Origin of the sequence: Streptomyces sp. NPDC088116 (assembly GCF_044741745.1) — a bacterium.
Classification (GTDB): domain Bacteria; phylum Actinomycetota; class Actinomycetes; order Streptomycetales; family Streptomycetaceae; genus Streptomyces.
In genome coordinates, this window is sequence record NZ_JBIUTF010000004.1 from 25,912 (window position 1) to 52,764 (window position 26,853).

The 26,853-nt window shown below is 70.0% G+C and carries 24 protein-coding genes and 1 riboswitch; of the genes, 4 read left to right on the forward strand and 20 right to left on the reverse strand.

The window, feature by feature from the left end:
- Positions 1 to 62 precede the first annotated feature (62 nt).
- From ACIOJD_RS17125 to ACIOJD_RS17135, 3 genes are read left to right on the forward strand one after another with little or no spacing between them, the layout of a single operon-like run.
- Positions 63 to 875 carry an STM4013/SEN3800 family hydrolase gene (locus ACIOJD_RS17125; protein ID WP_401915467.1) on the forward strand — a complete coding sequence of 271 codons (813 nt, stop codon included), beginning with the start codon at positions 63 to 65 and terminating at the stop codon, positions 873 to 875.
- Complete coding sequence (locus ACIOJD_RS17130) at positions 872 to 2,257, forward strand: STM4012 family radical SAM protein (RefSeq protein ID WP_401913980.1); 1,386 nt, start codon at positions 872 to 874, stop codon at positions 2,255 to 2,257. The genes ACIOJD_RS17125 and ACIOJD_RS17130 overlap by 4 nt, the downstream gene beginning before the upstream one ends.
- Positions 2,258 to 2,264: 7 nt before the next feature.
- On the forward strand, positions 2,265 to 3,119 hold the full coding sequence (locus tag ACIOJD_RS17135; RefSeq protein ID WP_401913982.1) for an STM4011 family radical SAM protein: 855 nt from the start codon (positions 2,265 to 2,267) through the stop codon (positions 3,117 to 3,119).
- A gap of 35 nt (positions 3,120 to 3,154) precedes the next feature.
- On the opposite strand, the gene ACIOJD_RS17140 is transcribed toward ACIOJD_RS17135, so the two are convergent.
- Complete coding sequence (locus ACIOJD_RS17140; protein ID WP_401913984.1) at positions 3,155 to 3,991, reverse strand: SGNH/GDSL hydrolase family protein; 837 nt, start codon at positions 3,989 to 3,991, stop codon at positions 3,155 to 3,157.
- 203 nt (positions 3,992 to 4,194) lie between these two features.
- Positions 4,195 to 5,130 (reverse strand): peptidoglycan DD-metalloendopeptidase family protein, encoded by a 936-nt coding sequence (locus ACIOJD_RS17145; RefSeq protein ID WP_401913986.1) that lies wholly within the window; start codon positions 5,128 to 5,130, stop codon positions 4,195 to 4,197.
- Between the two features lie 4 nt (positions 5,131 to 5,134).
- Positions 5,135 to 5,293, reverse strand: a riboswitch (cyclic di-AMP (ydaO/yuaA leader).
- A gap of 468 nt (positions 5,294 to 5,761) precedes the next feature.
- Between ACIOJD_RS17145 and ACIOJD_RS17150 the strand changes: the two genes are divergently transcribed.
- Positions 5,762 to 6,574 carry a tyrosine-protein phosphatase gene (locus tag ACIOJD_RS17150; RefSeq protein ID WP_401913988.1) on the forward strand — a complete coding sequence of 271 codons (813 nt, stop codon included), beginning with the start codon at positions 5,762 to 5,764 and terminating at the stop codon, positions 6,572 to 6,574.
- Between the two features lie 45 nt (positions 6,575 to 6,619).
- On the opposite strand, the gene ACIOJD_RS17155 is transcribed toward ACIOJD_RS17150, so the two are convergent.
- The 18 genes from ACIOJD_RS17155 to ACIOJD_RS17240 form a co-directional block, all read right to left on the reverse strand.
- Positions 6,620 to 6,742, reverse strand: a complete 123-nt coding sequence (locus ACIOJD_RS17155; protein ID WP_401915470.1) for a DUF6126 family protein — start codon at positions 6,740 to 6,742, stop codon at positions 6,620 to 6,622.
- Positions 6,743 to 6,850: 108 nt separating this feature from the next.
- A complete protein-coding gene (locus ACIOJD_RS17160) occupies positions 6,851 to 7,474 on the reverse strand; it encodes a helix-turn-helix domain-containing protein (RefSeq protein ID WP_401913990.1) in 624 nt (207 codons plus the stop codon).
- Between the two features lie 92 nt (positions 7,475 to 7,566).
- Positions 7,567 to 9,012, reverse strand: a complete 1,446-nt coding sequence (locus ACIOJD_RS17165) for an aspartate aminotransferase family protein (RefSeq protein WP_401913993.1) — start codon at positions 9,010 to 9,012, stop codon at positions 7,567 to 7,569.
- Positions 9,009 to 10,889, reverse strand: a complete 1,881-nt coding sequence (dxs, locus tag ACIOJD_RS17170) for a 1-deoxy-D-xylulose-5-phosphate synthase (RefSeq protein ID WP_401913994.1) — start codon at positions 10,887 to 10,889, stop codon at positions 9,009 to 9,011. The genes ACIOJD_RS17165 and dxs overlap by 4 nt, the downstream gene beginning before the upstream one ends.
- A gap of 90 nt (positions 10,890 to 10,979) precedes the next feature.
- Positions 10,980 to 11,999: an adenosyl-hopene transferase HpnH gene (hpnH, locus tag ACIOJD_RS17175; RefSeq protein WP_401913997.1), complete on the reverse strand. Its 1,020-nt coding sequence runs from the start codon at positions 11,997 to 11,999 to the stop codon at positions 10,980 to 10,982.
- Between the two features lie 5 nt (positions 12,000 to 12,004).
- Positions 12,005 to 12,661 (reverse strand): 1-hydroxy-2-methyl-2-butenyl 4-diphosphate reductase, encoded by a 657-nt coding sequence (locus ACIOJD_RS17180; protein WP_401913999.1) that lies wholly within the window; start codon positions 12,659 to 12,661, stop codon positions 12,005 to 12,007.
- On the reverse strand, positions 12,661 to 14,670 hold the full coding sequence (gene shc / locus ACIOJD_RS17185) for a squalene--hopene cyclase (protein ID WP_401914002.1): 2,010 nt from the start codon (positions 14,668 to 14,670) through the stop codon (positions 12,661 to 12,663). The genes ACIOJD_RS17180 and shc overlap by 1 nt, the downstream gene beginning before the upstream one ends.
- A gap of 139 nt (positions 14,671 to 14,809) precedes the next feature.
- Positions 14,810 to 15,868 (reverse strand): polyprenyl synthetase family protein, encoded by a 1,059-nt coding sequence (locus ACIOJD_RS17190; protein ID WP_401915473.1) that lies wholly within the window; start codon positions 15,866 to 15,868, stop codon positions 14,810 to 14,812.
- 53 nt (positions 15,869 to 15,921) lie between these two features.
- Positions 15,922 to 17,310, reverse strand: coding sequence for a hydroxysqualene dehydroxylase HpnE (gene hpnE / locus ACIOJD_RS17195; protein ID WP_401914004.1), 1,389 nt, complete (start codon positions 17,308 to 17,310; stop codon positions 15,922 to 15,924).
- A gap of 109 nt (positions 17,311 to 17,419) precedes the next feature.
- A complete protein-coding gene (hpnD, locus tag ACIOJD_RS17200; RefSeq protein ID WP_401914007.1) occupies positions 17,420 to 18,370 on the reverse strand; it encodes a presqualene diphosphate synthase HpnD in 951 nt (316 codons plus the stop codon).
- Entirely contained in the window at positions 18,367 to 19,245 is an 879-nt protein-coding gene (gene hpnC / locus ACIOJD_RS17205; RefSeq protein ID WP_401914010.1) for a squalene synthase HpnC, read from the reverse strand. Before hpnC ends, hpnD begins: the two co-directional genes overlap by 4 nt.
- A 432-nt stretch (positions 19,246 to 19,677) precedes the next feature.
- Positions 19,678 to 20,463: an ABC transporter ATP-binding protein gene (locus ACIOJD_RS17210; protein ID WP_401879031.1), complete on the reverse strand. Its 786-nt coding sequence runs from the start codon at positions 20,461 to 20,463 to the stop codon at positions 19,678 to 19,680.
- Positions 20,456 to 21,385: an ABC transporter permease gene (locus ACIOJD_RS17215; protein WP_401914013.1), complete on the reverse strand. Its 930-nt coding sequence runs from the start codon at positions 21,383 to 21,385 to the stop codon at positions 20,456 to 20,458. The genes ACIOJD_RS17210 and ACIOJD_RS17215 overlap by 8 nt, the downstream gene beginning before the upstream one ends.
- Before the next feature lie 98 nt (positions 21,386 to 21,483).
- Positions 21,484 to 22,356 (reverse strand): glycosyltransferase family 2 protein, encoded by an 873-nt coding sequence (locus tag ACIOJD_RS17220; RefSeq protein WP_401915476.1) that lies wholly within the window; start codon positions 22,354 to 22,356, stop codon positions 21,484 to 21,486.
- Positions 22,357 to 22,361: 5 nt separating this feature from the next.
- Complete coding sequence (locus ACIOJD_RS17225) at positions 22,362 to 23,147, reverse strand: CDP-alcohol phosphatidyltransferase family protein (protein WP_401914016.1); 786 nt, start codon at positions 23,145 to 23,147, stop codon at positions 22,362 to 22,364.
- Positions 23,125 to 24,186: an iron-containing alcohol dehydrogenase family protein gene (locus tag ACIOJD_RS17230; protein ID WP_401914019.1), complete on the reverse strand. Its 1,062-nt coding sequence runs from the start codon at positions 24,184 to 24,186 to the stop codon at positions 23,125 to 23,127. The genes ACIOJD_RS17225 and ACIOJD_RS17230 overlap by 23 nt, the downstream gene beginning before the upstream one ends.
- Complete coding sequence (locus tag ACIOJD_RS17235; protein WP_401914021.1) at positions 24,174 to 24,923, reverse strand: sugar phosphate nucleotidyltransferase; 750 nt, start codon at positions 24,921 to 24,923, stop codon at positions 24,174 to 24,176. The genes ACIOJD_RS17230 and ACIOJD_RS17235 overlap by 13 nt, the downstream gene beginning before the upstream one ends.
- On the reverse strand, positions 24,920 to 26,827 hold the full coding sequence (locus tag ACIOJD_RS17240; protein ID WP_401915479.1) for a DUF5941 domain-containing protein: 1,908 nt from the start codon (positions 26,825 to 26,827) through the stop codon (positions 24,920 to 24,922). Before ACIOJD_RS17240 ends, ACIOJD_RS17235 begins: the two co-directional genes overlap by 4 nt.
- Positions 26,828 to 26,853 lie beyond the last annotated feature (26 nt).

A 26,853-nucleotide genomic window follows, 5' to 3' on the forward strand; every position in this document is an offset into this window, starting at 1 on the left:
CGAGGTCACCTGGCACGACGGGGACACCGGACAGGAACACACTGACCATGAACACACCGGACATGAACGGGGTCGTAGGGCAGGACGACCTGCTGCTCGTCACTCTCGACACCCTGCGCTTCGACGTGGCGCAGGAGCTCGCCGACGCCGGGCGGCTCCCGCATCTCGCCCGCCATCTGCCGGGGGGCCGCTGGGAGAAGCGGCATGCCCCCGGCAGCTTCACCTATGCCTCGCACCAGGCGATCTTCGCCGGTTTCCTGCCGACCCCCGCCTCTCCGGGCCCGCATCCGAGGCTGTTCGCCGCCCGCTTCGGAGGAAGCGAGACAACGGCAGACGGGACGTTCGTGTACGACACCCCGGACCTCGTCTCGGGCCTCGCGGCGGCCGGCTACCGCACGGTGTGCATCGGCGGAGTCGGCTTCTTCAACCAGCGGGGCGCGCTCGGCTCGGTACTGCCGGGGATGTTCCAGGAGAGCCACTGGGAACCGGAGTTCGGTGTGACCTCGCCGACCTCCTTCGAGGAGCAGATCGGCCGCGCGGAGCGGGTCATCGCCGGTCTGCCGTCCGAACAGCGGCTGTTCCTCTTCGTCAATGTGTCCGCGCTGCACCAGCCCAACTGGTTCCATCTGCCCGGCGCCACCCGGGAGACGGGCGACACGCGGGCCACACACGCCGCCGCGCTCACCCATATCGACCGCCACATCGGCCGCCTCTTCGCCGCCGCGAGCAGCCGTCGCCGCTGCTTCACCATTGTCTGTTCCGACCACGGCACCGCCTACGGCGACGACGGCTGGAGCGGTCACCGCCTGGGCCACGAGGTCGTCTGGACCGTGCCGTACGCCCATTTCTTCCTGGAACCTGGGGCCACCCGATGAGCACAGACACCGCCGGCACCACAGTCACCGGCACCACAGCCGCAAGCGGCACCACAACACCACGCCCGTACGAGAGTTATGTCTACGCCTACCCGCACAAGACGGCCTACCGCCCGCTGGAGGACCGCCCGGCGCTGGACGAGTTGTGGGCGGACGAGTGGAAGGACGCCCTCTCCCTCTATCTGCACATACCGTTCTGCGAGGTCCGCTGCGGCTTCTGCAATCTGTTCACCCGGATCGGCGCCCCCGACGAGCTGACGACGCGTTACCTCGATGCCCTCGACCGGCAGGCGACCGCCGTACGTGACGCGCTCGGCGACACCGGCCCCGTACGGTTCGCCGCCGCGGCCTTCGGCGGCGGCACCCCCACCTTCCTCGACGCCGGTGAGCTGGACCGGCTGTGCGACATCGCCGAGAAGCGGATGGGCGCCGATCTGCGGGACATCCCGCTCTCCGTCGAGACCTCCCCCGCGACGGCCACCGCCGACCGACTGGCCGTGCTCGCCGACCGGGGCGCCACCCGCCTGAGCATCGGCGTCCAGAGCTTCGTCGACACGGAGGCGAAGGCCGCTGTACGCCCGCAGCGCCGGGCCGAGGTCGAGGCCGCTCTCGGCCGCATACGCGATGCCCGGATCCCGGTCCTCAACATCGACCTCATCTACGGCATCGACGGCCAGACCGAGGAGACCTGGCGCCACTCCCTGGACGCCGCGCTCACCTGGCGGCCCGAGGAGCTCTACCTCTATCCGCTGTACATACGCCCGCTCACCGGCCTCGGACGACTCGCGGCGGGCAGCGACGCCGCCTGGGACGCCCAGCGGCTGCGGCTCTACCGGCAAGGCCGCGATCACCTGCTCTCCCACGGCTACGAGCAGGTGTCCATGCGGATGTTCCGCCGTCCGGACGCCCCGTCCCAGGAATCCGGCGGGGATGACTACGCCTGCCAGACCGACGGCATGATCGGCCTGGGCTGCGGGGCCCGCTCGTACACCTCCGCTCTGCACTACTCCTTCGACTACGCCGTCGACATGCGCGAGATACGGACCATCATCGACACCTACACGACGACGGAGGACTTCTCCCGCGCGGAAGTGGGCCGCCACATCGACGGCGACGAGGCGCGCCGCCGGCATCTCCTCCAGTCGCTCCTCCAGGCGCAGGGCATGGACGTGGCCGACTACCGCGAGCGCTTCACGACCGGCCCCGCCGAGGACTTCCCGGCCGAGCTGGCGCGGTTCGCCGCGCTGGGCTGGCTGGACGAGAGCGCGGGCCCCGGCCTGCTACGGCTCTCCCCCGAGGGGCTGGCGCATTCGGACGCACTGGGCCCCGCGCTCTTCTCCCCCGCCGTACGGGCCGCGATGGCCGCGTACGAAGTGAAGTGAGTGGCCCGTGGACCTGACGATCCTCTACCGCGGCCCGCTCGCTTCCTGCGACTACGACTGTCCGTACTGCCCGTTCGCCAAGCGGCGTGACAGCCGCGACCAACTGCGCGCCGACCGGGACGCCCTGGAGCGCTTCGCCCACTGGGCGTCGGAGCGGACGGACGACCGGCTGTCGGTGCTGTTCACCCCCTGGGGCGAGGGCCTGGTCCGCTCCTGGTACCGGCGGGCGCTCACGGAATTGTCCCAGCTGCCGCACATCCGCCGGGTGGCCATCCAGACGAATCTGAGCTGCCGCACCGACTGGCTGGCCGACGCCGATCCCGGGACCCTGGCCCTGTGGTGCACGTACCACCCGGGGCAGACCCCGTACGACCGGTTCCTCGCGAAGTGCCGGGAGCTGGCGGACCGGGGCATCCGGTTCAGCGTGGGGATTGTCGGCCTCTCCGAGCACCTGGAGCACGCCCGCCGGCTCCGTGCCGAACTGCCCGAGCACATCTATCTGTGGATCAACGCGGCCGAGGGGCACACCTATACGGACGAGGAGGCCGCCCGCTGGACCGGACTCGATCCGCTGTTCCCGTACAGCCGCCAGCCGCACCGCTCGGCCGGTCTGCCCTGCCGGACGGGCGAGTCGGTGATCTCGGTGGACGGCGAAGGTACGGTACGGCGCTGCCACTTCGTCCCCGCCGAGCTGGGCAACCTGTACGACGGATCGTACCGGCGGACGCTCGCCCCACGGGCCTGCCCGCTGGCGGTGTGCGACTGCCATATCGGCTATGTGCATCTGGAGACGCTGCCGTTGTACGACGTGTTCGCCGGAGGGGTGCTGGAGCGGATCCCGGCGGGGGCGACAGGAGCGTAGGGCGCCCCATCGCGCCCTCTCCCCCTCGTGACCGCTCACCCCCGTGAGTGTTCCAACGGCAGCAGGTCGGGCCGCTTGGCCTCCATGTGGTCGCCGGACGATTCGCCGCGCAGGCGGCGCCCGATCCAGGGCACCAGATACTCGCGTGCCCAGTGGATGTCGTCGCGCCGCACCTCCAACGTGCCGCGCGGCGCCTCGGGCGGCCATACCTGATCCGGATCGGCCGGCACATCGACGCCGAGCACCTGGGCGGCGCGCAGCGCCACTCGGGTGTGTCCCTCGGGCGACATGTGCAGCCGGTCGCCGTCCCAGGCCCGCCTGTCCTGGACGGACTTCAGCGACCAGAGGTCGAGCACCGGGCAGTTGTAACGGTCGGCGATGGACCGCGTATGGGCGGTGAACGTGGCGATTCTGCCGCGCAGGTGGCTCAGCACCGGTACGCCGCGGGTGTCGAAGCCGGTGGTGAGCATGACCGTGCCGACGCTGTTGGTGAGGTCGGCGACGGCCCGCTCGAAGCGCTCGGCGACATCGTCGGGGTCGGTGCCGGGCCGGATGATGTCGTTCCCGCCGGCACAGAACGTCACCAGGTCCGGGGCGAGTTCCCTCGCCCTCGGTATCTGCTCCGCCACGATCTGGTCGAGGAGTCGGCCGCGTACGGCGAGATTCGCGTACCGGAAATCACCGTGAACGGTGTCGGCGGCCTTTCCCGGGTCCGGCAATTGGTCGGCGAGCAGCACCGCGAGCCGGTCCGCCCAGCCGACGAAGGCCCCGTCGGGCCCTGGATCTCCCACGCCCTCCGTGAAGCTGTCACCGAGCGCCGTGTACGACCCGAATACGCCACTGTTTCTTGTTCTCGAATCGTCGTTTGCCACAGCAGGACATCCTCCACCCGGAGATGTGACCTACGCGACCGTAAGGAGGGGTTGACGTGGGGTGAGATACACCATCGGTCAATTTTCGACCAAGCGGGAATAGCGACAACAGACGCTGCCCGGCACCGAAGGTGCCGGGCAGCGCACGCCCGCGCGAAGAATACGAAGACGCGGAGGCGCGGAGAGGCGAATGACCTACCGGGTCAGACGTTGACGCCGTGCTGGCGCAGGAAGGACAGCGGGTCGATGTCCGACCCGTAGTCCGGACCGGTGCGGATCTCGAAGTGCAGGTGCGGTCCCGTGACGTTGCCGGTGGCGCCGGAGAGGCCTATCTGCTGGCCCTCGCCGACACTCTGGCCAGGGGAGACGGCGAGGGAGGACAGGTGACCGTACTGCGAGTACTTGCCGTCGTCGTGTCTGATGACGACCTCGTTGCCGTACGAACCGCCCCAGCCGGCCGAGACGACGGTGCCCGCGCCGACGGCCTTGACGGTGCTGCCCGAGGACGCCGAGAAGTCCACGCCGGTGTGGTAACCGCTGGACCAGCTGCCGCCGGACGCGCGGTACTGGGTGGTGACGGGCGCGTCGACGGGCTTGGCGAAGTCCGAACCGCTGCTCTGCGAGCCGGCGTTGGTGGCCGGAGCCTTGCGCTCGACGGCCCCGGATCCCGAGGACTTCGCGGTGGATCCGCTGGAGGACTTGGCCGGGGCCTCGGCCTTGGCCGGGGCCTCCGAGCCACCGCCGGCGGACTTCGCGCCGATGGTCAGCTTCAGACCGGGGTGGATCATCGACGGGTCGTCACCGACCACCGACCGGTTGTCGTCGTACAGCTTCTGCCAGCCACCGCTGACCTTGTGCTCGTTGGCGATCTTGGACAGGTAGTCGCCGGAGACCACGGCGTACGTCTTCGAGACCTGGGTCGCGGCCTGCTTCGCGCCCCCCTGCGCCTGCACGGCGGAGACATTGCGGGCGGTGTTCTCGGGGGTGGACGCGGGGGCCGGCGCGGCCTTTTCAGCGGCGTGCGCGCCGGTGGCACCGATGAGCGGGAGCGCGATGGCCGCGCCGCCCGTACCGGCGGCGATGAATCCGCGTGAGATCGGGTTGGCCTTGGGACGGCGGTGCTTACCCTTCGCGGGCATGGCGAATTCCTCTCCGGCGCCTACGAGGTGAGCTGTCGGGTTCGGGCTGGAGATGCCCGGCCGCGTCTGGCACGCGACTTAACCCCAAGCCGTCCGTGGCTACGGAACGGCGTACTACCTGGGTCCCCCGCTCCTGCCACGCGTGGATGGGTGGATAAGAATTCCGGGCGGCGGCAGGATTCGGCGTTCCGCTCGGATTGAAAGTGAACGTAAGCGAGTCGGACGGCCGTAACAAGCAGATCTTTCCCGGCGGCCGAACGCGCTGCGTCATTACCCGTGCCCGCCGGTGACACTGCGTGGATTACCGATCTTCCCCGCCCGTGTGACACGGCAATTCGCATTCACGGCGCCACCACGGAACGTCACAGATATGATCCTGCTCACGAGTAGGGGGTCATCTCCCCCACGAGTGGGGCATGTTGTGCGGAATTTACCAATACGGACAGATCGGGATATGGGTGAACTCCAGTCGCCCTGACCATCACCGACCGGCACATCCGAATCCCGCCATTGAACCGATTACCCCTGGTACAGATGTCATAGAGTCAGGAAGTCATACGGTCAGGAAGCTAGGGTCAGGATTCGGTGTCGTCGGCGAGCAGCGCCGACGGCGGACACGGAGGAGCAGGCCGTGACGCAGAAGGTGCCGCGGGTCCCGTCGACGGAGCCCGAGCTGACCGGAGTGCGCAACTTCCGGGATGTGGGCGGACTTCCGACCACGGACGGCCGGCAGGTGCGGTACGGCACACTCTTCCGCAGTGGCCATCTCGCGAACGCCACCGCGACCGACTCGGCCTTCCTCTCCACCCTCGGCCTGCACACGATCTTCGACTTCCGCAACTCCGCCGATCTGAAGCTGGACGGCGCGGATGTGGAACTGGCGGGCGTACGCCATGTGAACATCCCGCTCTCCGACCCGGCCGACGGCGCCGAGTTCTGGCGGATGATCCGGCACGGCGACCTGGAGCAGCTGCACTCGATCCTCGCCGAGGGCAAGGCCGCCGCCCGGATGACCAACTCGTACCGCTCGATCATCGCGGACCGCACCGCCGAGCACAGCCGTGTCCTGCACGCTCTCGCCGAGGACAGCGTCCCCGCTCTCATGCACTGCGCGGCGGGCAAGGACCGGGCGGGGCTCTCCGTCGCGGTGTCCCTGCTGGCGGTCGGCGTCGAGCCCGAGGCGATCGAGGCGGACTACCTGAAGTCGAACGATCCACACCGCCGTTACCGGATCGTCCGCAGCGACACGTCACCCGCGGGGACCTCGCCGGAGGTGATGGAGCTGCTCGGCCCGCTCTTCGACGCCCGCGCCGAGTACCTCGCCGCGGCCTTCGAGACCATCGAGAAGATCTGGGGCGGCACCGACCGCTATCTGTCCGAGGGGCTGGGGCTCGCCCCGGAGACCCGTGAGCGGCTGCGCGCCCGCCTCCTCGACGAAGGCTGACCCTCACCGAGCCGTGAGGCACGTCCGGGCCCGCGAAGATCCGGATCAGCGGCCCTCCGCTCCCACGGTGAAGAGCAGATAGAGGAAGCCCGCGAAGAGATGGCCGGCCACCAGATAGGCGAAGAGCCTGATGACCAGCCCCCGGGGAAACGACTTCTCCTCATCCATCACCTGCTCCGGGCGCCCCACCGCCTCGGCCGGCCCTTGAGCCGAGCGTCCTGAATCGAGTACGTCGTCCGCGTTGTCCGTCATGGTGACAGGCCTTTCTCCGGAAGATCAGCTGCGAAGAGCCCCGCTGCCGAAGCACAGCTCGGCGGCGGGGCTCTGCAGCAAGGTGTGGACAAAAAGCAGCTCGGTCCCGTCGGGTCCGTCCGCCGCGATCCGGTGCGGGGTGAGCGAGTCGAAGTGCGCGCTGTCCCCTTGATCGAGCAGATGCACGGCGTCCCCGAGATTCAGCCGCAGCCGCCCGTCGAGGACATAGAGCCATTCCTCACCGGGGTGTACGCGGACGAGGTCGCCCTGTACCCCGTACGGCACCTGGAGCCGCAGGGGCTGCATGGCCCGACCCGGCCCGCCCGCCTGGTGGTATGTCCAGCCACCGGCCTCGACGGGCTCCGTCCGGCCGGCCCGGACGATGGGTTCGCGCTCCGGCGGCGTCTCACCGAGCAGTTCGGAGATGGTCGTACCGTAGATGCGGGCCAGGCCCAGCAGCATCGGCAGGGACGGCTGGCGGCGGCCCGTCTCCAGGCGGGACAGGTGAGCCGGGGAAAGCCCCGCCCGCCGGGCGGCGGCCTCCAGAGTGAGCCGACGGCTGCGGCGCAGCTCGCGCAGGCGTGGCGCGACATCGGGCAGCTGTCCGGGCAGCTCGTCGGCTGCCTCTCCACCGGGAAGAGTGGTCATACCCCCATTGCGCCAGGATCTTTCCCCTGGGGCAAGTTTCTTACCCCAGGGGCAAAAAGACCCGCGGATCCCCGCGGACCCGCGGATCCCCGCTAGCGGTTGGCCACAGCCTGCTTCACCAGTGTCCTGCCGAAGTCCCACATCAGCCCGCCGCCTCCGTGAGCATCGTCCATGACCGCCGTGAAGGCGTCCACGAAACGCTCGACCTCCTGTTCGCCGATGGTCAGCGGCGGAATCAGCTTGATCACCTCCAGATGGTCGCCGGAGACCTGGGTGAGGATGCGGTGCTTCTGGAGCAGGGGTACGACCACCATCTGGGCGAAGAGCCCCTTGCGCGCCGCCTGGAGCATCGTCCAACGGCTGCGCAGCTTGATCGAGTTCGGCCGGCCGAACTCGATGCCGATCATCAGGCCCCGGCCCCGTACCTCGTGCAGCAGCTCGTAGCGGTCCACCAGCGCGGCCAGCCGCGACCTGAGCAGATCGCCGGTCACCCGCGCGTTGGCGACGGTCTTCTCGTTCTCCATCACCGACAGGACGGCCAGGCCCGCCGCCATGGCCTGGGCGTTGGATCCGAAGCTCGCCGAGTGGACCAGCACCCGGTCCATCGAGGAGTAGACCTTCTTGAAGATCCAGTCCTTGCCGAGGGTCGCGCCGACGGGCACATAACCGCCGGAGAGCGCCTTCGCCACACAGACGAGATCCGGCTCCACGCCCTCCTCGTGCTGGTACGCGTAGAAGTCGCCGGTCCTGCCGAGGCCGGTCTGCACCTCGTCCGCGATGAGCAACGCCTTGTGCCGGTGGAGCAGTTCCTGAGCCCGGCGCAGAAAGCCGGGCGGGCTCTCGTGCACCCCCTTGCCCTGGATCGGCTCGATGACGAACCCGGCGACATCGCCGCGCTTCAACTCCCTCTCCAGCGCGTCGAGATCGCCGAGTCCGATCGCGGTGTCGGGCAGCAGCGGCGCGAACCCGTCCCGGAAGCCGTCCTCGCCGTTGACCGACAGCGAGCCGGTGGTCAGTCCGTGGAAGGCGTGCGAGCAGTACAGGATCCTTGTTCTCCCGGTCGCGTACCGGGCGAATTTCAGGGCCGTCTCGACCGCTTCCGTACCACTGTTCCCGAAGAACACCCGGTCCAGATGCGGGCTGTGGACCAGCAGCCGCTCGGCGAGCAGTCCGGGCAGTGGCTGGCAGTCGAAGCGGGTGAGGTCGGCGAGCGAGGCGTCGAGGACGTCGTGGAGCGCCTTGCGTACGACGGGGTGGTGCCGGCCCAGACCCATCACACCGAAGCCCGCCAGCATGTCCAGATAGTCGTTGCCGTCGGCGTCCCAGAAGTAGGCGCCCTCGGCCCGCTCGTAGACCCGGTCGAAGCCGATGGTGTGCAGCATGCGCGGGAGCTGGTGGTTGAGGTGCTTGGTGTGCAGCTCGTAGCGCTCGGCGCCGCGCTCCGCGAGCAGCCGGCCGAGGTCGAAGCTCGCCGGCTCCCCGAGCCGGCCGGGCCCCTCGGACTCCTTGGCCCGAGGGGGCTCCATGGGCTTGGTCATTGCCTGTTCTCCTTGTGTGCGAGTGCGGCGCCGATCTGCCCCGCGATCTCCACCGGAGTGAGGCCGATGTCGGCCAGCACCTCGCTCCGTTTGGCATGGGCCAGGAACTGCTCGGGAATGCCGTACGTCCGCAGGGGTACGTCCACCCCCGCGTCCCGCAGCGAGCGGCCGACGGCCGAACCCACCCCGCCGCTGCGGCTGTTGTCCTCGGCGACCGCGACCAGACGGTGCGAGGCGGCGAGCGGCGCGAGCTGTTCGTCGACGGGCTTGACCCAGCGCGGGTCGACCACGGTGCAGCGGATACCGGCGCCCGCGAGCAGCTCCGCCGCCGAGAGACAGACGGTCGCGAGGGCCCCCACCGATACGAGCAGCACGTCCGCGTCATCCGCGCGGTGCAGGACGTCCATCCCGCCCACGCGCCCCACGGCCGGGACGGTTGTCCCCGCCGACTCCTTGGGATAACGCACGACGGTCGGCGCGTCGTCCACGTCCACGGCCTCGCGCAGCTGGGCCCGCAGCTGTCCGGCGTCGCGTGGCGCGGCGATGCGCAGGCCCGGCACGCACTGCAGGACCGACATGTCCCACATGCCGTTGTGGGACGGCCCGTCGGTGCCGGTGACCCCGGCCCGGTCCAGTACGAAGGTGACCGCGCACCGGTGCAGGGCGACATCCATCAGCAGCTGGTCGAAGGCACGGTTCAGGAAGGTGGCGTAGACGGCGACGACGGGATGCAGCCCGCCGGTGGCGAGTCCGGCGGCGGAGACCGCCGCGTGCTGCTCGGCGATGCCGACATCCCAGATCCGGTCGGGGAAGCGTTCGGCGAACCGCGTGAGTCCCACGGGGTGCAGCATCGCCGCCGTGATCGCCACGACGTCCGGCCGCTCCTGACCGATCGCGACGATCTCGTCGCCGAAGACCGAGGTCCAGGACGGACCGGCGGCCGGTACGAGGGGCTCGCAGGTCAGCGGATCCATCGCGCCGACGGTGTGGAAGCGGTCCGCCTCGTCCTGAAGCGCCGGCGGGTAGCCGCGGCCCTTCTGCGTCAGACAGTGCACGAGCACGGGCCCGTGGAAGCGTTTCGCCTTGCCGAGCGCCGACACCACGGCCGCGATGTCGTGTCCGTCCACCGGCCCGACGTATTTGAGACCGAGGTCCTCGAACATGCCCTGCGGTGCGAAGGCGTCCTTGAACCCCTTCTTGGCGCCGTGCAGCGACCCGTACAGCGGCCGTCCGACGACGGGCGTCTGCTGGAGGACGTCCTTGCCCCAGGCCAGGAACTTCTCGTAGCCGTCGGTGGTGCGCAACGTGGCGAGGTGGTCGGCCAGTCCTCCTGTTGTCGGCCCGTAGGACCGTTCGTTGTCGTTGACCACGATGATCAGCGGACGGTCCTTGGCCGCGGCGATGTTGTTGAGGGCCTCCCAGGCCATACCGCCGGTCAGGGCCCCGTCCCCGATGACCGCGACGACGTGGTTGTCCCGGCCGCGTACGTCTCTGGCCTTGGCCAGTCCGTCGGCCCAGCCGAGCACGGTCGAGGCGTGCGAGTTCTCGATGACGTCGTGCTCGGACTCCTCGCGGGAGGGATAGCCGGCGAGGCCGCCCTTGCCGCGCAGCTTGGAGAAGTCCTGTCTGCCGGTGAGGAGTTTGTGGACATAGCTCTGGTGGCCGGTGTCCCACAGAATGCGGTCGACGGGTGAGTCGAAGGCCTGGTGCAGCGCGACGGTCAGTTCCACCACGCCCAGGTTGGGCCCGAGATGACCACCGGTTCTGGCCACTGCCCGGACCAGGAACTCCCTGATGTCCTCGGCCAGTTCGTCGAGTTCGCCTGTCGTCAGCGCCTTGAGATCGCTCGGTCCCCGGATGTACTCCAAGACAGACACGCTCGGGCCCCTCTCAGATCCTGCTCGGCTCGGATTACGTTCACCCGCCCCAGGGGCCCGGCCGCGTCGCCATCGGCCGGGCCCCTGGGGTCACTTCGCTCCGGCGACCGTCTCGCGTACGGCACGCAGGGACTCCTTGAGCGAGCCCATCGTGGCGAGGACGGCGGTCGGCTCGTAGCCGCAGTGCGCCATGCAGTTGGCGCAGCGCTCGTCCTTCCCGCGGCCGTACTTGTCCCAGTCGGTGTCCTCGATGAGTTCCCGGTACGTCGGCACATACCCGTCGCTCATCAGATAGCAGGGGCGCTGCCAGCCGAAGAGCGAGTAGTTGGGGATGGCCCATGCCGTGCACGCGAAGTCGGCCTTGCCTTCGAGGAAGTCCAGGAAGAGCGGCGAGTGGTTGAGGCGCCAGCGCGCCCGGTTGCCGCCGGAGAACGCCTTCTTGAACAGTTCCCTGGTCTGCTCGACGCCCAGGAAGTGCTCCTGGTCGGGAGCCTTCTCGTAGGCGTAGGCGGGCGAGATCATCATCTCGTCCACCTTCAGCTCGTCATTGAGGAAGTTCAGCACCTCGACAATGGTCTGGGGGGTGTCCGTGTTGAAGAAGGTGGAATTGGTGGTCACCCGGAAGCCGCGCCGTTTGGCGTCCTTGATGGCCGCCACCGCCTCGTCGAACACCCCTTCCTTCGCGACGGACTCGTCATGGCGCTCCCGCAGCCCGTCGATGTGGACGGCGAAGGCGAAGTACGGCGACGGGGTGAATTTCTCGATCTTCTTCCGCAGCAGCACGGCATTGGTGCAGAGGAAGACGTACTTCTTCCGTGCTACCAACTGCCTCACGATCTCATCGATCTGAGGATGCATCAGCGGCTCGCCACCGGCGATGGAGACCATGGGCGCCCCCGATTCCAGTACCGCGCCGACGGCCTGGGCCACGGGCATGCGCTGCTTCAGAACGCCGGCCGGGTGCTGGATCTTTCCGCAGCCCTCACATTTCAGATTGCAGGCGAACAGAGGTTCCAGCTCAACAATCAGTGGAAACTTCTGACGCTTGCGGAGCTTCTGTTCGAAGAGGTACGTCCCGACCCTGATGGTCTGACGAAGCGGCATGGCCATCTAGCTCACCTCCTGGGGAGCAGCGAAGAACGGTGCCATTCATAGAATGCTGGTAGCACGGCACGGAGGACACGGAAAGCCGATATTCCACCGCGCACTGTGCCAATACGGACGAGCTCATGCTCTGGAGCGTCCACGACCACCCGGACGGCCGCAACCGGGCGAGGCCCGGCGCGCAGAGCACTCCGGAGTGTCGCGGCGGATTCCATGTCCACCGCGATCGCCCCGGTGGTACGCAGTCCGACCCGTTCCTGACCGCGTACGACGTGGTCGGAGCCGGTCAGCGGACCGGTGTGGACGGTGCGGCCCGGCACGGCCCGCCTCAGCGCGTCGACGAGCAGCCCGGTGTCCGTACAGGGCGTTGAGCCGTCCGGGCCCCGGGTCTCGTCGGCGACGATCAGGTCACCCGGATGCATCCCCGGGGTGAGCCCGGCGCAGAATCCGGACGCGATGACGGGCGCGCCCCCGGCTCCGGGCTCGGCGAGCGCCCGTGTCACGGCGCGCTCGGCGTTCCTGGGGCCCATGCCCGTACGCAGGACGGTCACCGGCCCCGCCGCGTCGCCGCGCGCGCGTCCGCCGCGCAGCGCGAGCCGCTCGATGCCCAGCGCGCAGGCGATCAGCAACGGGGCCGAAGGACCGGACGGCGCCGGGGACCGGCCCATCAGACCCCCTTGCGGCTGCCCGCACGTGCGGTGAGGGGACCGGGCTCCCCGTGGACGTACCGGCCGAGCGCGGTGAGCGGGAAGACCTGCCGGTAGAGGTGGTAGTTGATGGAGAAGTCCCAGGGGAAGCCGGTACCGGTGAAGTGCGGCTCGTCCCAGGAGCCGTCCGCCCGCTGGGCGCCGGCGAGCCAGGCGACGCCCCGCTCGACGGCCTTGCTGTCCCGCTCCCCGGCGGCGAGCAGCCCGAGCAGCGCCCAGGCGGTCTGGGAGGCGGTGGTGGCACCGCGCCCGATCCACGCCTCTTCGCGGTACGAGCGCAGGTCCTCGCCCCAGCCTCCGTCGTCGTTCTGTACCGACTTGAGCCAGGAGACCGCACGGCGGATCGCGGGGTGGGAGAGGGGCAGCCCGGCCGCGGTGAGCGCGGGTACCACCGCGCCTGTGCCGTATACGTAGTTGACTCCCCAGCGGCCGAACCAGGCGCCGTTGGGCTCCTGTTCGGCGAGGAGCCATTCGATCCCCCGCCTGGTGCCGGGGAGATGGGCCTTGCCCTCGTAGGCGAGCATCTCGACGACGTGCGCGGTGACATCGGCGGACGGCGGGTCGATGACCTCGCCGAAGTCGCAGAAGGGCAGCCGGTTGGGGAACGGACTGGTGTTGTCGGCGTCGAAGGCGCCCCAGGCCCCGTTCCGCGACTGCATGCCCATGTTCCACCGGACACCGCGCTCGATGGCCGCGTCGAGTCGCTCGGGGTCGGGATGGGCCACCCGGCGCAGCGCGAGAATGACCTCGGCTGTATCGTCGATGTCCGGGTAGTTGTCGTTGTCGAATTCGAACGCCCAGCCGCCCGGGATGAGTCCAGGCCTGCGTACGTCCCAGTCACCGGGGCGGACGATCTGCTCCCCGAGCATCCAGTCGGCGGCTCTGACCAGGGCCGGATGGTCCGGGCTCAGGCCCGCGTCGGCGAGTGCGATGGTGGCGAGGCAGGTGTCCCAGACCGGGGACTGACAGGCTTCGATCATCCGGGCGCCGTCCTCGCGCCAGATGGCGAAGCGGTCCAGCGATTCGAGACCGGCGCGCATGATCGGATGGTCGAGGTCGTATCCGAGCAGGTGCAGGGCGATCACGGAGTAGACGGCGGGGGGCTGGATCCCGCCCCAGCAGCCGTCGTTCTCCTGCCGCTCGATGATCCAGCGCGCGGCCGCGTTCATCGCGGCACGGCGAAGTCTTCGTGGTGCGATCTTCTGGTAGGCGTGCAGGGCCTTGTCGAGGCGCTGGAAGACGCCGTTCCAACTGCTCAGCGGCGCGGGCGCCTTGGCCGGGTTCGGATCGGCCGCGTCGGAGTGCAGCTCGTCGAGCGCGAAGGGAGCGGGCCGTACGGGCCGCTTCGCCGAGACGATGGTCAGCGGTACGACCGTCTGCCGCGCCCAGCAGCCGAAGTCGTAGATGTTGAGCGGGAACCACTTGGGCAGGAAGATCAGTTCGGGCGGCAGCTCGGGGAGGTCGTCCCATCTCCACCAGCCGAAGAGGGCGAGCCACAACCGGGTGAAGACCCTGCTCCCGGCGATGCCCCCCTGCTCGCGCACCCATCGGGAGGCGCGCGCCATGTGCGGCTCCTCGGGGCGGTCTCCGGCCAGCCGCAGAGCGACGTACGCCTCGATGGTGGTGGAGAGTTCGGCGGGGCCTCCGTGGAAGGTGGCCCAGGTTCCGTCCGGGCGCTGCTCGCCGCGGATGAAGAGGGCCGCGGCTTCGGTGGTACGGGTGTCCTGGACGCCGAGGAATTGACGGAGCAGCAGGTCCTCGGCGTCCATCGTCACATTGGTGGCCAGGTCGCCCTTCCACCAGCCCTGGGGGTCCTGCCTGCCGAGCAGATGCTCGACTGATCGTGCGGTGGCCCGCTCGGCGGCGACCCGGAGGTCACCGTCGAGGACGGGCGTCGTATCGGTCGGTCCGCTGGCCGAGGCTGCGCGGGGTCCCATGGCCCCGGTGCTTCCGTCGGTCGTCGCTGTCATGGCTTCCCCTTCGTGCAGTGGTGTGCTTCTGCTGTGCCTGGGGTCTCCGTCGTCCGGCGCCCTGGGGCCCGTCCGGCGGATGTTCGCGGGACAGGCCCTGAGGCTGTGGACGGCGACTGCGGTTATATGGGAATGGTGATCATCTCTTTCGGACGACGACGAAGTCCGCGAGCGCGGTGAGCTGCGCCCGGACCTGTTCCGACATATCCACGCCGTCCAGGGCCTCGATCGCGATGGTGTGCTGCCTGCGGGCCTCCTGGGAGGTCCACTCCCGGCCGCCCGCCTCCTCGATCAGCGCCGCCCTGGTGGCGAACTCCTCCTCCGAGAAACTCTCGAAATCACTGCTCTTGGCATCGGCGGCGAGAAGCTCACCGAGCCGTTCCGAGGCCGGACCGCCCGCGTCGAGCGCGGCGACGACCGGCAGGGACTTCTTGCGCTGGCGCAGGTCGCTCCAGGTCTGCTTGCCGGTGGCCTCCGGGTCGCCCCAGATGCCGAGCAGATCGTCGACGGCCTGGAAGGCGAGGCCGAGGTGGTGGCCGTACGACTCCAGCGTGTCGGCCGTACGGTCGTCGGCGCCGCCGAGGACGGCGCCGATGGAGACGGCGCAGGCGAGCAGGGCGCCGGTCTTGTTGCCCTCCATCTCCAGACACTCCTCGACGGTGACCCGTTCGCGGTGCTCGTAGGAGATGTCCTGCGCCTGGCCGTCGATCAGCTTGCGGGTGGCGGCGGTCAGCCGGCGGGTCGCGCGGCCCGCCTCCGGGGTACCGATCTCCAGCAGCACCTCGTTGGCGAGCGCGAAGAGGGCGTCGCCGACGAGGATCGCCTGAGCCGGGCCGTGCACCTTCCAGACGGTGTCGCGGTGGCGGCGCTGCTCGTCACCGTCCATCAGGTCGTCGTGCAGCAGCGAGAAATTGTGGACCAGTTCCACGGCGACCGCGCCGGGGATCCCCTTCTCGGGGGCCGCGCCCGCCGCCTCCGCGGAGAGCAGCGCGAGCGCCGGGCGTACCGCCTTGCCGCCATCGCCGTGGGACGGCCGTCCTTCGGCGTCGATCCAGCCGAAGTGGTAGGCGGCGATGGTGTCCATGGGCGTCGCGAGCCGGTCGATGGCGGCGCGCAGCACCGGCGTCGACAGGGCCCGCCCGCGCTCCAGCAACTCGTGGACGTCCGCGGTGTCGACAGCCGGATTCGCGGGGGGCACAGTCGGCACGGTCTCTCCTCTTGTTCCAGTACTCATCGGTGCAGTACTCGGGCTCATGCCGCCTCCTGCAAGGGGTGTTCATGCCGGTGGCCCATCTCGGAGAGTGCGGCGCCCGCGGCGCTGAATCCGCTTCTCACCGCGCCCTCCATGGTCGCGGGCCAGCCGGTGGCGGTCCATGCGCCGGCCAGGAAGAGGCCGGGGAGGCGGGTACGGGCAGTGGGGCGCAGCCGGCCCACTCCGGGAGCGGGCGCGAAGGTCGCCGTCCGTTCGCGGGTGACGAAGAAGTCCCGTACCTCCGCGCCACGGGTGGCGGGCAGGAGGCGTTCCAGTTCGGGGAGGTAGCGCTCGCGCAGTTCGGAGACGGGCGAGTCGATCTCGTCCTCGGCGGCCGACTGGGAGAGCGCCAGATACTGGCCCCGCGTGAGCCCGGAGGCGTCGGTGCGGTCGAAGACCCACTGGACCGGGCTGCCGAGTGCCGCGAAGAAGGGCCGCCGCAGCACTTTCCGGCCGTACACGACATGGACGTTGAGGATCGGCGCGGTGCCGATGTCCAGCAGCCGGTCGGGGTCGTCGAGCGCGCCCGGGGGCAGCAGGGCGTGGGTCTCGCGCTGGGGTACGGCGAGGACGACGGTGTCCGCGTCGAGCCGCTCACCGTCCACGTCCACGTGCCAGCCGCCGTCCTCGGCGCGGGAGAGGGAGCTGACGCGGGTCCGCAGTTCGGTGCGTACGCCGGCGGAGTCGAGGGCTTTGCGCGCCAGGTCGTCGTGCAGGTCGCCGAGCGGGACGTGCGACCAGCCGATGTCGGCGGCGGCGGGCTCGGACAGCAGTCCGGTCTTGAAGACCATGGCGGCGAGCCCCATGGAGGCATGCGGCGCGGTGGCGTTGAGCGTGGCCACACCGACCAGGTCCCAGAGCGCCTCGATGGTCCGCGGCGACTGCCCGTGCCGGCCCAGCCAGGTCGCGAAGTCGATGCCGTCCAGGGCGGGATCGGCCGGGTCGAGCCGCTTCAGGGCGAGCGCCGCACGCCCGACGGACGCGCGCTCGGCGAGCGAGAGATGCGGGTACGCGGCGAGTCCGGCGGCGAGATGCAGCGGTACGGGCAGGCCGTTGCGGCGGATCCTGCCCAGCCGCGGCCCCCGTGCCCGGCCGACGTCGAGCACGGGCACGTCGAGGCGGTCCTGGAGCGGCGCGAGCGCGGCGCCGTCCACCCGGTCCAGGAACCAGCGGTACGCCGTGCAGCAGCGCAGATACACATGCTGCCCGTTGTCGACGGTGAGGTCGCCGCGGCGGAACGAGAAGGCGAGACCGCCGAGCCGCGGCCGCCCCTCGAGGAGCGTCACCCGCAGTCCGGCGTCGGCGAGCTGAAGGGCGGCGGTGGTCCCGGCGAGCCCTCCGCCCACCACTACGGCGCGCCGGGAGCGCGTGCCGTCGTCCGTCGTCATGCGTGCCCCCCTGTGACCGTCTCAGTGAGGGACGCGTCGTCGCGGCGCGAGGTTGCGAGTTCCAGGTCCGCGGACGTTTCCGTGATCGTCGCGAGGGGGCCGGGCCGCATCAGCCGCGCCTCCTGACGGTCTGCCGGGAGATCTGCCGGGCGTCGAGCCCGGAGAGCCCGCGCACGGCGACGTACGCCTTCTCCCGTCCGGGCAGCGAGACCCGGCCGCGCAGGACGGCCTCGGGGTCGCGTTCGATGCGGTCGAGCAGCCTGCGGTAGATGCCGGCCATGGCGGCGGTGCAGGCGCCGCTGCGCCGGTCGAGCATGGGCAGCAGGCGCAGGCCCTCGGCGAACAGCGCGCGGGCGCGGCGGACCTCGAAGTGCACGAGACCGGCGAAGTCGGCGCCCTTGGGCGGGGTGGCGCTGTGGAAGCCGTCGGAGCAGCCGAACTTGGCGAGGTCGTCGGCGGGCAGGTACGTACGGCCGTTGCCCGCGTCCTCCCGTACGTCCCTGAGGATATTGGTCAGCTGGAGGGCGAGCCCCAGGGTGTCGGCGTATTCGGAGGCGCGCTCCGCGCCCGGGACGCCCGGCGCGGTGCCGAACACCCCGAGCGACACCCGCCCGATGGCGCCCGCGACACACCGGCAGTAGACCTTCAGGTCGTCCCAGGTCTCGTAGGTGTCGCCCCGTACGTCCATCAGGACGCCGTCGATCAGTTCGTCGAGTCCGCCGATCGGGATGGGGAAGCGGCGTGCCGCGTCCGCGAGCGCGACCGCGACGGGGTCGGTGTCGTCCTCGTCCACGCCGCCGTCCCTGACCCTGTCCAGGAGGGTGCGGGTCTCGTCGAGCCGTGCCTGCTTGATCTCCGGCGCGAGCGTGCCGTCGCCGATGTCGTCCACGCGCCGCGCGAGGGCGTACATCGCGGACAATGCCTGCCGCTTCTCGGTCGGCAGCAGTCTGATGCCATAGGCGAAATTACGGGCCTGCTGCCCGGTGACGGCCTCGCAGTAGCTGTAGGCCGCCGATACCGGCGCGGACATGGGCGTCTGTCCCTCCACGTTCCGGCTCACCCCTCTCTGTGCGCACTTCGCAAGACAGCTCCCACTTCGCGCAGCAGACGTGCCTTGGTGGGTTTGGGCGGCCCGGGGAGCACATCGTGCCCGGCGGCCGCGATCGAAGCGAGGGCGGCGCGCCCTCCGGCCACGAATCCGGCGAGGAGCAACCGGAGCCTGCCGTGGACGCTGCCCACCAGCAGGGTGCCCTCGTCCAGCAGCAGGCGGGCCCGTTCGGCTTCGTAGGCGATCAGGGAGCGCACCGCCGCGCCCCCGGTGGGAGCTGCCAGCTCGGCCTCGGTGACATGGAACCGCTTCATGTCCTCGGCCGGCAGATAGACCCGGTCACGGCCGAGGTCCTCGGTCACGTCCTGGAGGTGCTCGACGATCTGGAGCGCCGTGCAGACCGCGTCGGAGCGGCGGACGCGCTCGGGGCTCGCGGTGCCGGTGAGCTGGAGGACGAGACGGCCGACGGGGTTGGCGGACAGCTCGCAGTAGGCGAGGAGATCGTCGTAGGTCTCGTAGCGCCGTACGAGCTGGTCCTGGCGGTTGGCCGCGATCAGTCCGAGGAACGGCTCGGGGGTGAGCGAGCGGCGCCGTACGGTCGGCGTCAGCGCACGCAGCAAAGGGTGGCCGGGAGGGGGTCCCGCCGGATCGAAGACCCGATGCAGATCGGCCTCGAAGGCGTCCAGCATGGCGAGACGGTCGTCGGCCTGTCCTGGATCGACGCCCAGGTGGCGGGCGTCGTCGCCGCCGGGGGTGAGATCGCCGTCGCCGATGTCGTCGACGAGTCGGGCGTAGCCGTAGACGGCCATCAGATCATCGCGCCAGGCGCGCGGCAGGAAGAAAGGGGCGACCGGGAAATTCTCGTCCGCGGCCTTGTCCAGCGTCATGCGCGAGGACTCGTCGGAACGTACCTGCGGGGCGCCCGTCACTGCGTGCTACCCGGCACGGGGACGGCGGAATCCTCGCGGAGCTGGAGATTTCCCGTCATTGCCGTCACATCTCCCGTTCTACACTGCCGATCCAATACATCCCTTTTCGGACACGCCGCCCGCCCTCCCCAGTACCGGAGGCTGTAGGGCAGGCGGACTGCCAGGGGGGATCGCCTCACGTGCCGCGAATCAGCATCACCACAGCTTACGTTGTGCAGGGTGGCCAGAGACTGCGGGGTGTTGTGCGCATTACGAGAACATCGCATGACGCGCCAACCGTCCCCCGGCGCACCGGACTTGACCGATACTTGACGATCGGCCGCCGGTGATCGCGCGAGGACCCACGGCAAAGCCCCCGCCGGATCGTTCCGGCGGGGGCCACGACCGGGGCTACTTGCCGGTCTCCTTCTCGTACGCCTTGATGACCTCGTCGGTCGGGCCGTCCATCAGCAGCTCGCCCTTCTCCAGCCACAGCACCCGGTCGCAGGTGTCCCTGATCGACTTGTTGCTGTGACTGACCAGAAAGACCGTGCCTGCCTCCTTGCGCAGTTCACGGATCCGCTGCTCGGAGCGGATCTGGAACTTGCGGTCACCGGTGGCCAGTGCCTCGTCGATCATCAGGACGTCGTGGTCCTTCGCCGCGGCGATGGAGAACCGGAGCCTGGCGGCCATACCGGAGGAGTAGGTCCTCATCGGCAGCGTGATGAAGTCGCCCTTCTCGTTGATGCCGGAGAAGTCGACGATCGACTGGTAACGCTCGCGGATCTGCTCGCGTGTCATACCCATGGCCAGGCCGCCGAGGATGACATTGCGTTCGCCGGTCAGGTCGTTCATCAACGCGGCGTTGACGCCCAGCAACGAGGGCTGACCGTCGGTGAAGACCTTGCCGCTCTCCGCGGGCAGCAGACCCGCGATGGCGCGCAGCAGCGTCGACTTGCCGGAACCGTTGGTGCCGATCAGGCCGATCGCCTCGCCTCGGTACGCGGTGAAGGTCACGCCCCGTACCGCGTGGACCTTGCGTACGCCCCGCGACTCCCCCTTGTCGCGCCGGAGTATGCGGCTCAGCGCCGCGGTGGCGCTGCCCCTGCCGCCGCCACCGCCGTTGACGCGGTACACGATGTGCACATCGTCGGCGATGACCGTGGGGATGCGTCCCTGATTCTTGTCCTCAGCCACGGCCGTACCGCTCCTCAGCCTTCCAGAAGTACACGAATCCGACGGCGGCCACGAGTACGGCCCACGCCAGCGCGACGAGCCAGACATGCGCGGGCAGGTTCTCCGAGCCGTAACCGTCGATCAGCGCGAACCGGACCAGGTCCATGTAGATCGCGGCCGGGTTGTACTGGAGCACGTCGGAGATCCAGGCCGGCTTGTCCTTGAGCATCAGCGGGATGGAGAACATCACGCCCGAGGCGTACATCCAGGTACGCATCACGAACGGCATCAGCTGGGCGAGGTCGGGGGTCTTGCTCCCCAACCGCGCCATGATCAGCGCCAGACCGGTGTTGAACAGGAACTGGAGCACCAGCGCGGGCAGCACCAGCAGCCAGCTCAGGGTCGGGTAACTGCCGAAGATGACCGCCACGCTGACCAGCACGACCATGGAGTACAGGAGTTGCTGGAGCTGCTGGAGGGAGAAGGAGATCGGCAGCGACGCCCGGGGGAAGTGCAGGGCGCGCACCAGGCCCAAGTTGCCGGAGATGGCGCGGACACCGGCCATCACCGAGCTCTGGGTGAAGGTGAAGACGAAGACCCCGGTGACCAGGAACGGGACGAAGACCTCCTGGGGGATGCCCCGCTTGGTCTGGAGGATCAGCCCGAAGATCAGGTAGTAGACGGCCGCGTTCAGCAGCGGTGTCGCCACCTGCCAGAGCTGGCCCAGCTTCGCCTGGCTGTACTGGGCCGTGAGCTTCGCCTGGGAGAAGGCCAGGATGAAGTGCCGACGGCCCCACAGCTGTCGGACGTAGTCGCGCAGCCCTGGCCGGGCTCCGCTCACCGACAGGCCGTACTTGGCGGCGAGGTCGGCCGTCGGCAGACCGTCGTCGGGCGACGGAGGGGTGCTCACAGCGATCGCACCCTCATGGGTTGTGTCACTCACAAGTTGAAACTTTCGTGTTCAAGATGCGCAGCCGGTCGGGCGCAGGCGTGGACGGCCCGGCCCCGGGAGTACGCCCGATGCTCTCAGAACCGAGCTTGTCAGATGACAGGCGGTCGGCCCAGCCGGGTCAGCCGCCATACCGTACGCCACTTCATGGGGTGACGGGGACCACAGGGGGTCGCCCAGCCTTCCCGGAACCCGCCGAGCCACGCCTTGAGCGCGGGCGCGGAGGGGCGCCGGACCAGGGTGAGCAGCAGCCACACCCCGAGATAGAGCGGGACGAAGGGCGCGGGGAGATTACGGCGGGCCAGCCAGACCCGGTTACGGGCCACCATGCGGTGGTAGACCGCGTGCCGGGACGGGGGCATCGTCGGGTGGTTGAGCACCATGTCGGCGCGGTAGTCGATCATCCAGCCGGCGTCCAGGGCGCGCCAGGCCAGGTCGGTCTCCTCGTGGGCGTAGAAGAAGTCGCCCGGCAGGGGGCCGACCTGCGCCAGGACTTTCGTCCGTACGGCATTGGCGCCGCCGAGGAAGGTCGTCACGCGGGACGACCGCAGGGGGTCCGAGGCGCGCAGCCTCGGGACATGCCGTCGCTGGGTGAGTCCGGTCTCCGGGTCGGTGATCCGGAAGCTGACGATCCCGAGTGCGGGGTCGGCCGAGAAGGCCTCGCGGATCAGCTCGGCGGTGTCCGTGTTCGGCAGCGAGCCGTCGTCGTCCAGGAAGAGCAGGACGTCCACGTCCGAGCCGGCCGGGCCGAAAGCCTCGATGCCCTCGTTGCGCCCGCCGGGGATACCGAGATTCTCGGGCAGTTCGACGGTCCGTACCCCGGGGGGAACGGCGCCCACCGGGGCACCGTTCCCCACCACGACGACCTCGATCGGGTCGCCCTCCTGCTTGGCGACCGAGTCGAGCAGGAGGCGCAGATCGCCGGGGCGGTCACCCATCGTGATGATCACCGCGCCGAGCCGCACCTCACTCACTTCAGCCTGCTGGACGCCAGGATGGAGACCAGGTGCAGCAGAGTCTGGAGGACGGCGATAGCGGCGAGGACCGCGATACCGAGACGGCTGAAGAACAGATCACCCCGGACTGTGTCGGCGATCGCGACCACGAGGATGAAGAGACTGGCCTCGATACCGCCGACCAGCCGGTGGAACTTGAGCGCGGCGGCGGCCCGGCGGGCCAGGGCCAGGCCGGAGGAGCGGGGCGCGGACGCCTCGTCCTTGACGGCCGGCAGTCCGCTCCGCGCCCTGGCCACGTCGACCAGGTCGGTCTCGGCCTTGATCAGGATGGCGCCGAGCGCGGCGATCGTGCCGAGGAAGGCCCACAGCCAGTTCGTGGACGTGCCGTTCTGGTGGAAGACGTCCGCGCCGCGCACCCCGAAGCCGACGAGGAGGGCGGCCTCGCACAGGTAGTGGCCGACCCGGTCGAGATAGACACCGGTGATGGAGGTCTGCTTGCGCCAGCGGGCCACCTCGCCGTCGACACAGTCGAGCAGCAGGTAGATCTGGAACAGCACCACCGCGAGGATCGCGCCGGTGAGTCCCGGCACGAGCAGCGTGGCACCGCCGATGACACCCACGACCACCATGAGGTAGGTGAGCTGGTTCGGCGTGATCTTGGTGTTCACCAGGTACGGGTCGATGTGCAGCGAGATTTCCCGCATGTACAGTCGCCCGGCCCAGTGCTCTCCGCTGCGCCGGTCCTTCACTCCCTCCGGGTGAACAACCGGTCGGAGTTCAGCTACTGATGGTCGTGGCATATTCGGAGTACGCGTCCCTGATCTGGTCGGTGGACAGGTCTAGGTGCTCAAGAATGGTGAAGCGGCCGGGGCGGGTCTGCGGCGCGTAGGCGACAGCCCGTACGAACTCGTCGGCGGAGAAGCCGATCTCCTCGGGCAGCACGGGCAGACCGTGCCGGCGCAGGACCTCCGCGAACAGCTGTGATTCCTCGTGGGCGCCGCGCAGATGCATGGCGAAGGCGGCGCCGAGGCCGACCTGCTCGCCGTGGAGCGCGGACCGCTTGGGGTGGAGCAGGTCGAAGGCGTGGCTGATCTCGTGGCAGGCGCCGGACGAGGGGCGGGTGTCCCCGCTGATCGACATGGCGATACCGGAGAGGACCAGCGCCTCGGCGAGGACGGTGAGGAATTCGTCGTCGCCGACCGTGCCGGGGTGACGCAGCACGGCCTCGCCGGCCGTCCGGGCCATGGCTGCGGCCAGGCCGTCGACCGGCTCGCCGTTGATCCGGTGCGCCAGCTCCCAGTCCGCGATCGCCGAGATGTTGGAGAGGGCGTCCCCGATGCCGGAGCGGACGAAGCGGGCCGGCGCGTCCCGGATGACCGCGAGGTCGACGACCATGGCGATCGGGGTGGGGACGCCGTAGGAGCCCCGGCCGTTGTCGTTGTCCAGGATGGACACCGGCGAGCAGATGCCGTCGTGCGAGAGGTTGGTGGCGACGGCCACCATCGGCAGGCCGACCCGGGCCGCCGCGTACTTCGCCACGTCGATGATCTTGCCGCCGCCGAGCCCGACCACGGCGTCGTACCGCTTGCCCTTGATGTCGTCGGCGAGCTGGACCGCCGAGTCGATCGTGCCGTCGGCGACGGGGTACCAGTCGGCTTCGGGCAGCACTGGCGCGAGCCTCTCGCGCAGCGCCTGGCCCGAGCCGCCGCTGACGGCGATCGACAGCTTGCCGGAGCCGGAGATCCGCTGGTCGGCCAGGAGCCCGGCGAGATCGTCCAGGGCGCCGCGGCTGATGTCCACGACGACCGGGGACGGGATGAGCCGGGTCAGTACTGGCACGCGATCTCACGGCCCTTCGCGAGGTCGTCGTGGTTGTCGATCTCGACCCAGGGGATGTCGCCGATGGGGGCCACGTCGAGGGTGAAGCCGCGGTTCACCAGCTCCTGGTAGCCGTCCTCGTAGTAGAGGTCGGGGTCCCGCTCGAAGGTGGTCTTCAGCGCGTCGGCGAGGTCCGCGGCGGCCCCGGCCTCGATCAGGGTGACCCCGATGTACTCACCGGTGGCGGTGGCAGGGTCCATCAGCTTGGTGATCCGGCGCACGCCCCGGGCGCCGTCCGTGATGACCTTCATCTCCTCGTCGGCCAGCTGCTTGACCGTGTCGAGCGCGAGGATGATCTTCCGGTCCTCGCCCCGGGCGGCGAGCAGGGTCTTCTCGACGGTGACCGGGTGCACGGTGTCGCCGTTGGCGAGGATCACGCCCTGAGCGAGGACGTCACGCGCGCACCAGAGCGAGTAGGCGTTGTTCCACTCCTCGGCCTTGTCGTTGTCGACCAGGGTGAGCTTGAGGCCGTACGTCTTCTCCAGGGCGGCCTTGCGCTCGTACACGGCCTCCTTGCGGTAGCCGACGACGATCGCGGCCTCGGTCAGGCCGACCTCGGCGAAGTTGCCCAGCGTCAGATCGAGGACCGTGGTGGTCCCCTCGCCCGCCGGGTCCACGGGCACGAGGGCCTTCGGGAGGGTGTCGGTGTAGGGGCGCAGACGCCGTCCGGCACCGGCGGCCAGTACGAGGCCGATCATGCGGGTTCTCCTTCGTCGTGTACGGCGGGGGCTCCGGAGGACACCCAGAACCGGATGGATTCCATGAGCACGACCAGCGCGACGGCAGCCGCGAGCACCGTGAGAGCCAGGGGGAAGTCGCTGCCGCGCGTCACGAGGACGGCGGCGAGTGCGGTCACCACCAGCGTGCGGCCCTCGTGTCCGCCGATCGTCCGGACGAGCCAGCGGGGCGGCGCACCGGTGCCGCCGCGAATGCGGTAGACCGTGTCGTAGTGATGGTAGGCGACGGCCGCCACCAGCCCGAAAGCCGCCGGCAGGGCTCCGTTCACCTCGGAGCGGGCGGCGAGCACCAGGAAGGTGCCGTATTCGGCGGCCCTGAACACCGGCGGTACGAGCCAGTCGAGCGCACCGCCCAGCGGGCGGGCGACGGCGAGACCCGAGGTCAGGACGTATCCCAGGGCGGCGACCACGGGCCAGGGGCCGTCGATCGGCGCGAAGGCCGCCGTGGCGACGACCGCGGCGCCGCCGGCGAACGCGATCAGGAACGGCAGCGGGCCGGGGAGCCGCCGGGCCGGGCGGCGCAGCAGCGCGGCGACGCCCCCGGCGAGCGGTCCCGAGTCGGCGAGGTCGGCCAGGGCCTGGGCGGCCCGTGCGGTTCGGGTGGCCTTGCGGGTCACCGAGCGCAGGACGCGGCCCGCGGTGGTGTAGCAGGCGGCGAAGGCGCAGCCGACGAGCAGCGCGTAGAAGACGATCCGGGGTGTGGTCACGGCGGTCAGCACGGCGATCATCGCCCAGCGCTCGCCGATCGGCAGCACGATCATGCGGCGGACCCACACGGTCCAGCCGACGCTGTCGAGCCGGCTGGAGAGCGCGGCGGTGGGGGTGCCGACGACCGCCTTGCCCGCGGCGTTCGCCGCGGTGGCGTCGGCGTTGGCCTCGTTGAAGGAGAAGTCGACGACATGGCGGCAGGTCTGGAGGACCATCGCGCCGAGCGCCAGCGCCCATACGTCGTCACCGCCCCGGGCGGCGCCGAGCGCGAGGCCCGCGTAGTAGGCGTACTCCTTGGCGCGGTCGAAGGTGGCGTCCAGCCAGGCGCCCATCGTGGAGTACTGGAGCGAGTAGCGGGCGAGCTGCCCGTCGGTGCAGTCCAGGACGAACGAGAAGAGCAGCAGCAGACCGGCGGCGACATATCCGCCGCGGGTGCCGGTGGCCGCGCAGGCCGCCGCTATCAGGGCGGTGACCAGCGACGCGGTGGTGACCTGGTTGGGGGTCAGCCCGCGCCGGGCGCACCAGCGGGCGAGATAGCGGGAGTACGGGCTGATGCAGTAGGTGGTGAAGAAGCCGTCGCGGGCCTTCACGGCGGAGCGCAGCCGTACGGCTTCGTCGTCCACGGCGGCGACGGCGGCCTCGGCCTGTTCCCGGGCGGACGCGTCGGCCGGTACGGCGGCGACGAGCGAACCCAGCTCGGGCCGGGTGACGCCGGTGCCCTCGCTGTCGATCTCGGTGGCGACCCGGTCGGCGAGCGGCTCGCACGGAGCCACGGCGGTGGCGGAGGCCCGGTCGGATTCGTGTGCGGTATCGGTCGGTGTCCGGGCGCCGTCCTCGGCCTGCGTCCGGGCGCCGTCGTCCGTCACGGCCGTCAGGGCGCGCAGCAGGGCGGCGCGGGCCTCAGGCTGAGCGGTGAGCGCGCCGGGCACGGCGGCGGCCGGGAAGCGCGGGTCGGTCAGAGCCAGCCGCAGGGCGTGGACGTGACCGACGAAGCGGGAGTCGACCAGGGCGACGCGTTCGGCCGCCGGGGCCGAGGCGAGCAGGCTCCGGGCCGCGTCCGCGTCAGGCGCGGTACGTACGTCAAAACCCAGCGACCGCAGATGGCCGTCGAGCGGCGATCCGGGTACCGGGGGACCGGTGAGGATGGCGGTCGACAGACGAACTCACTCCTTGACGCTGACAG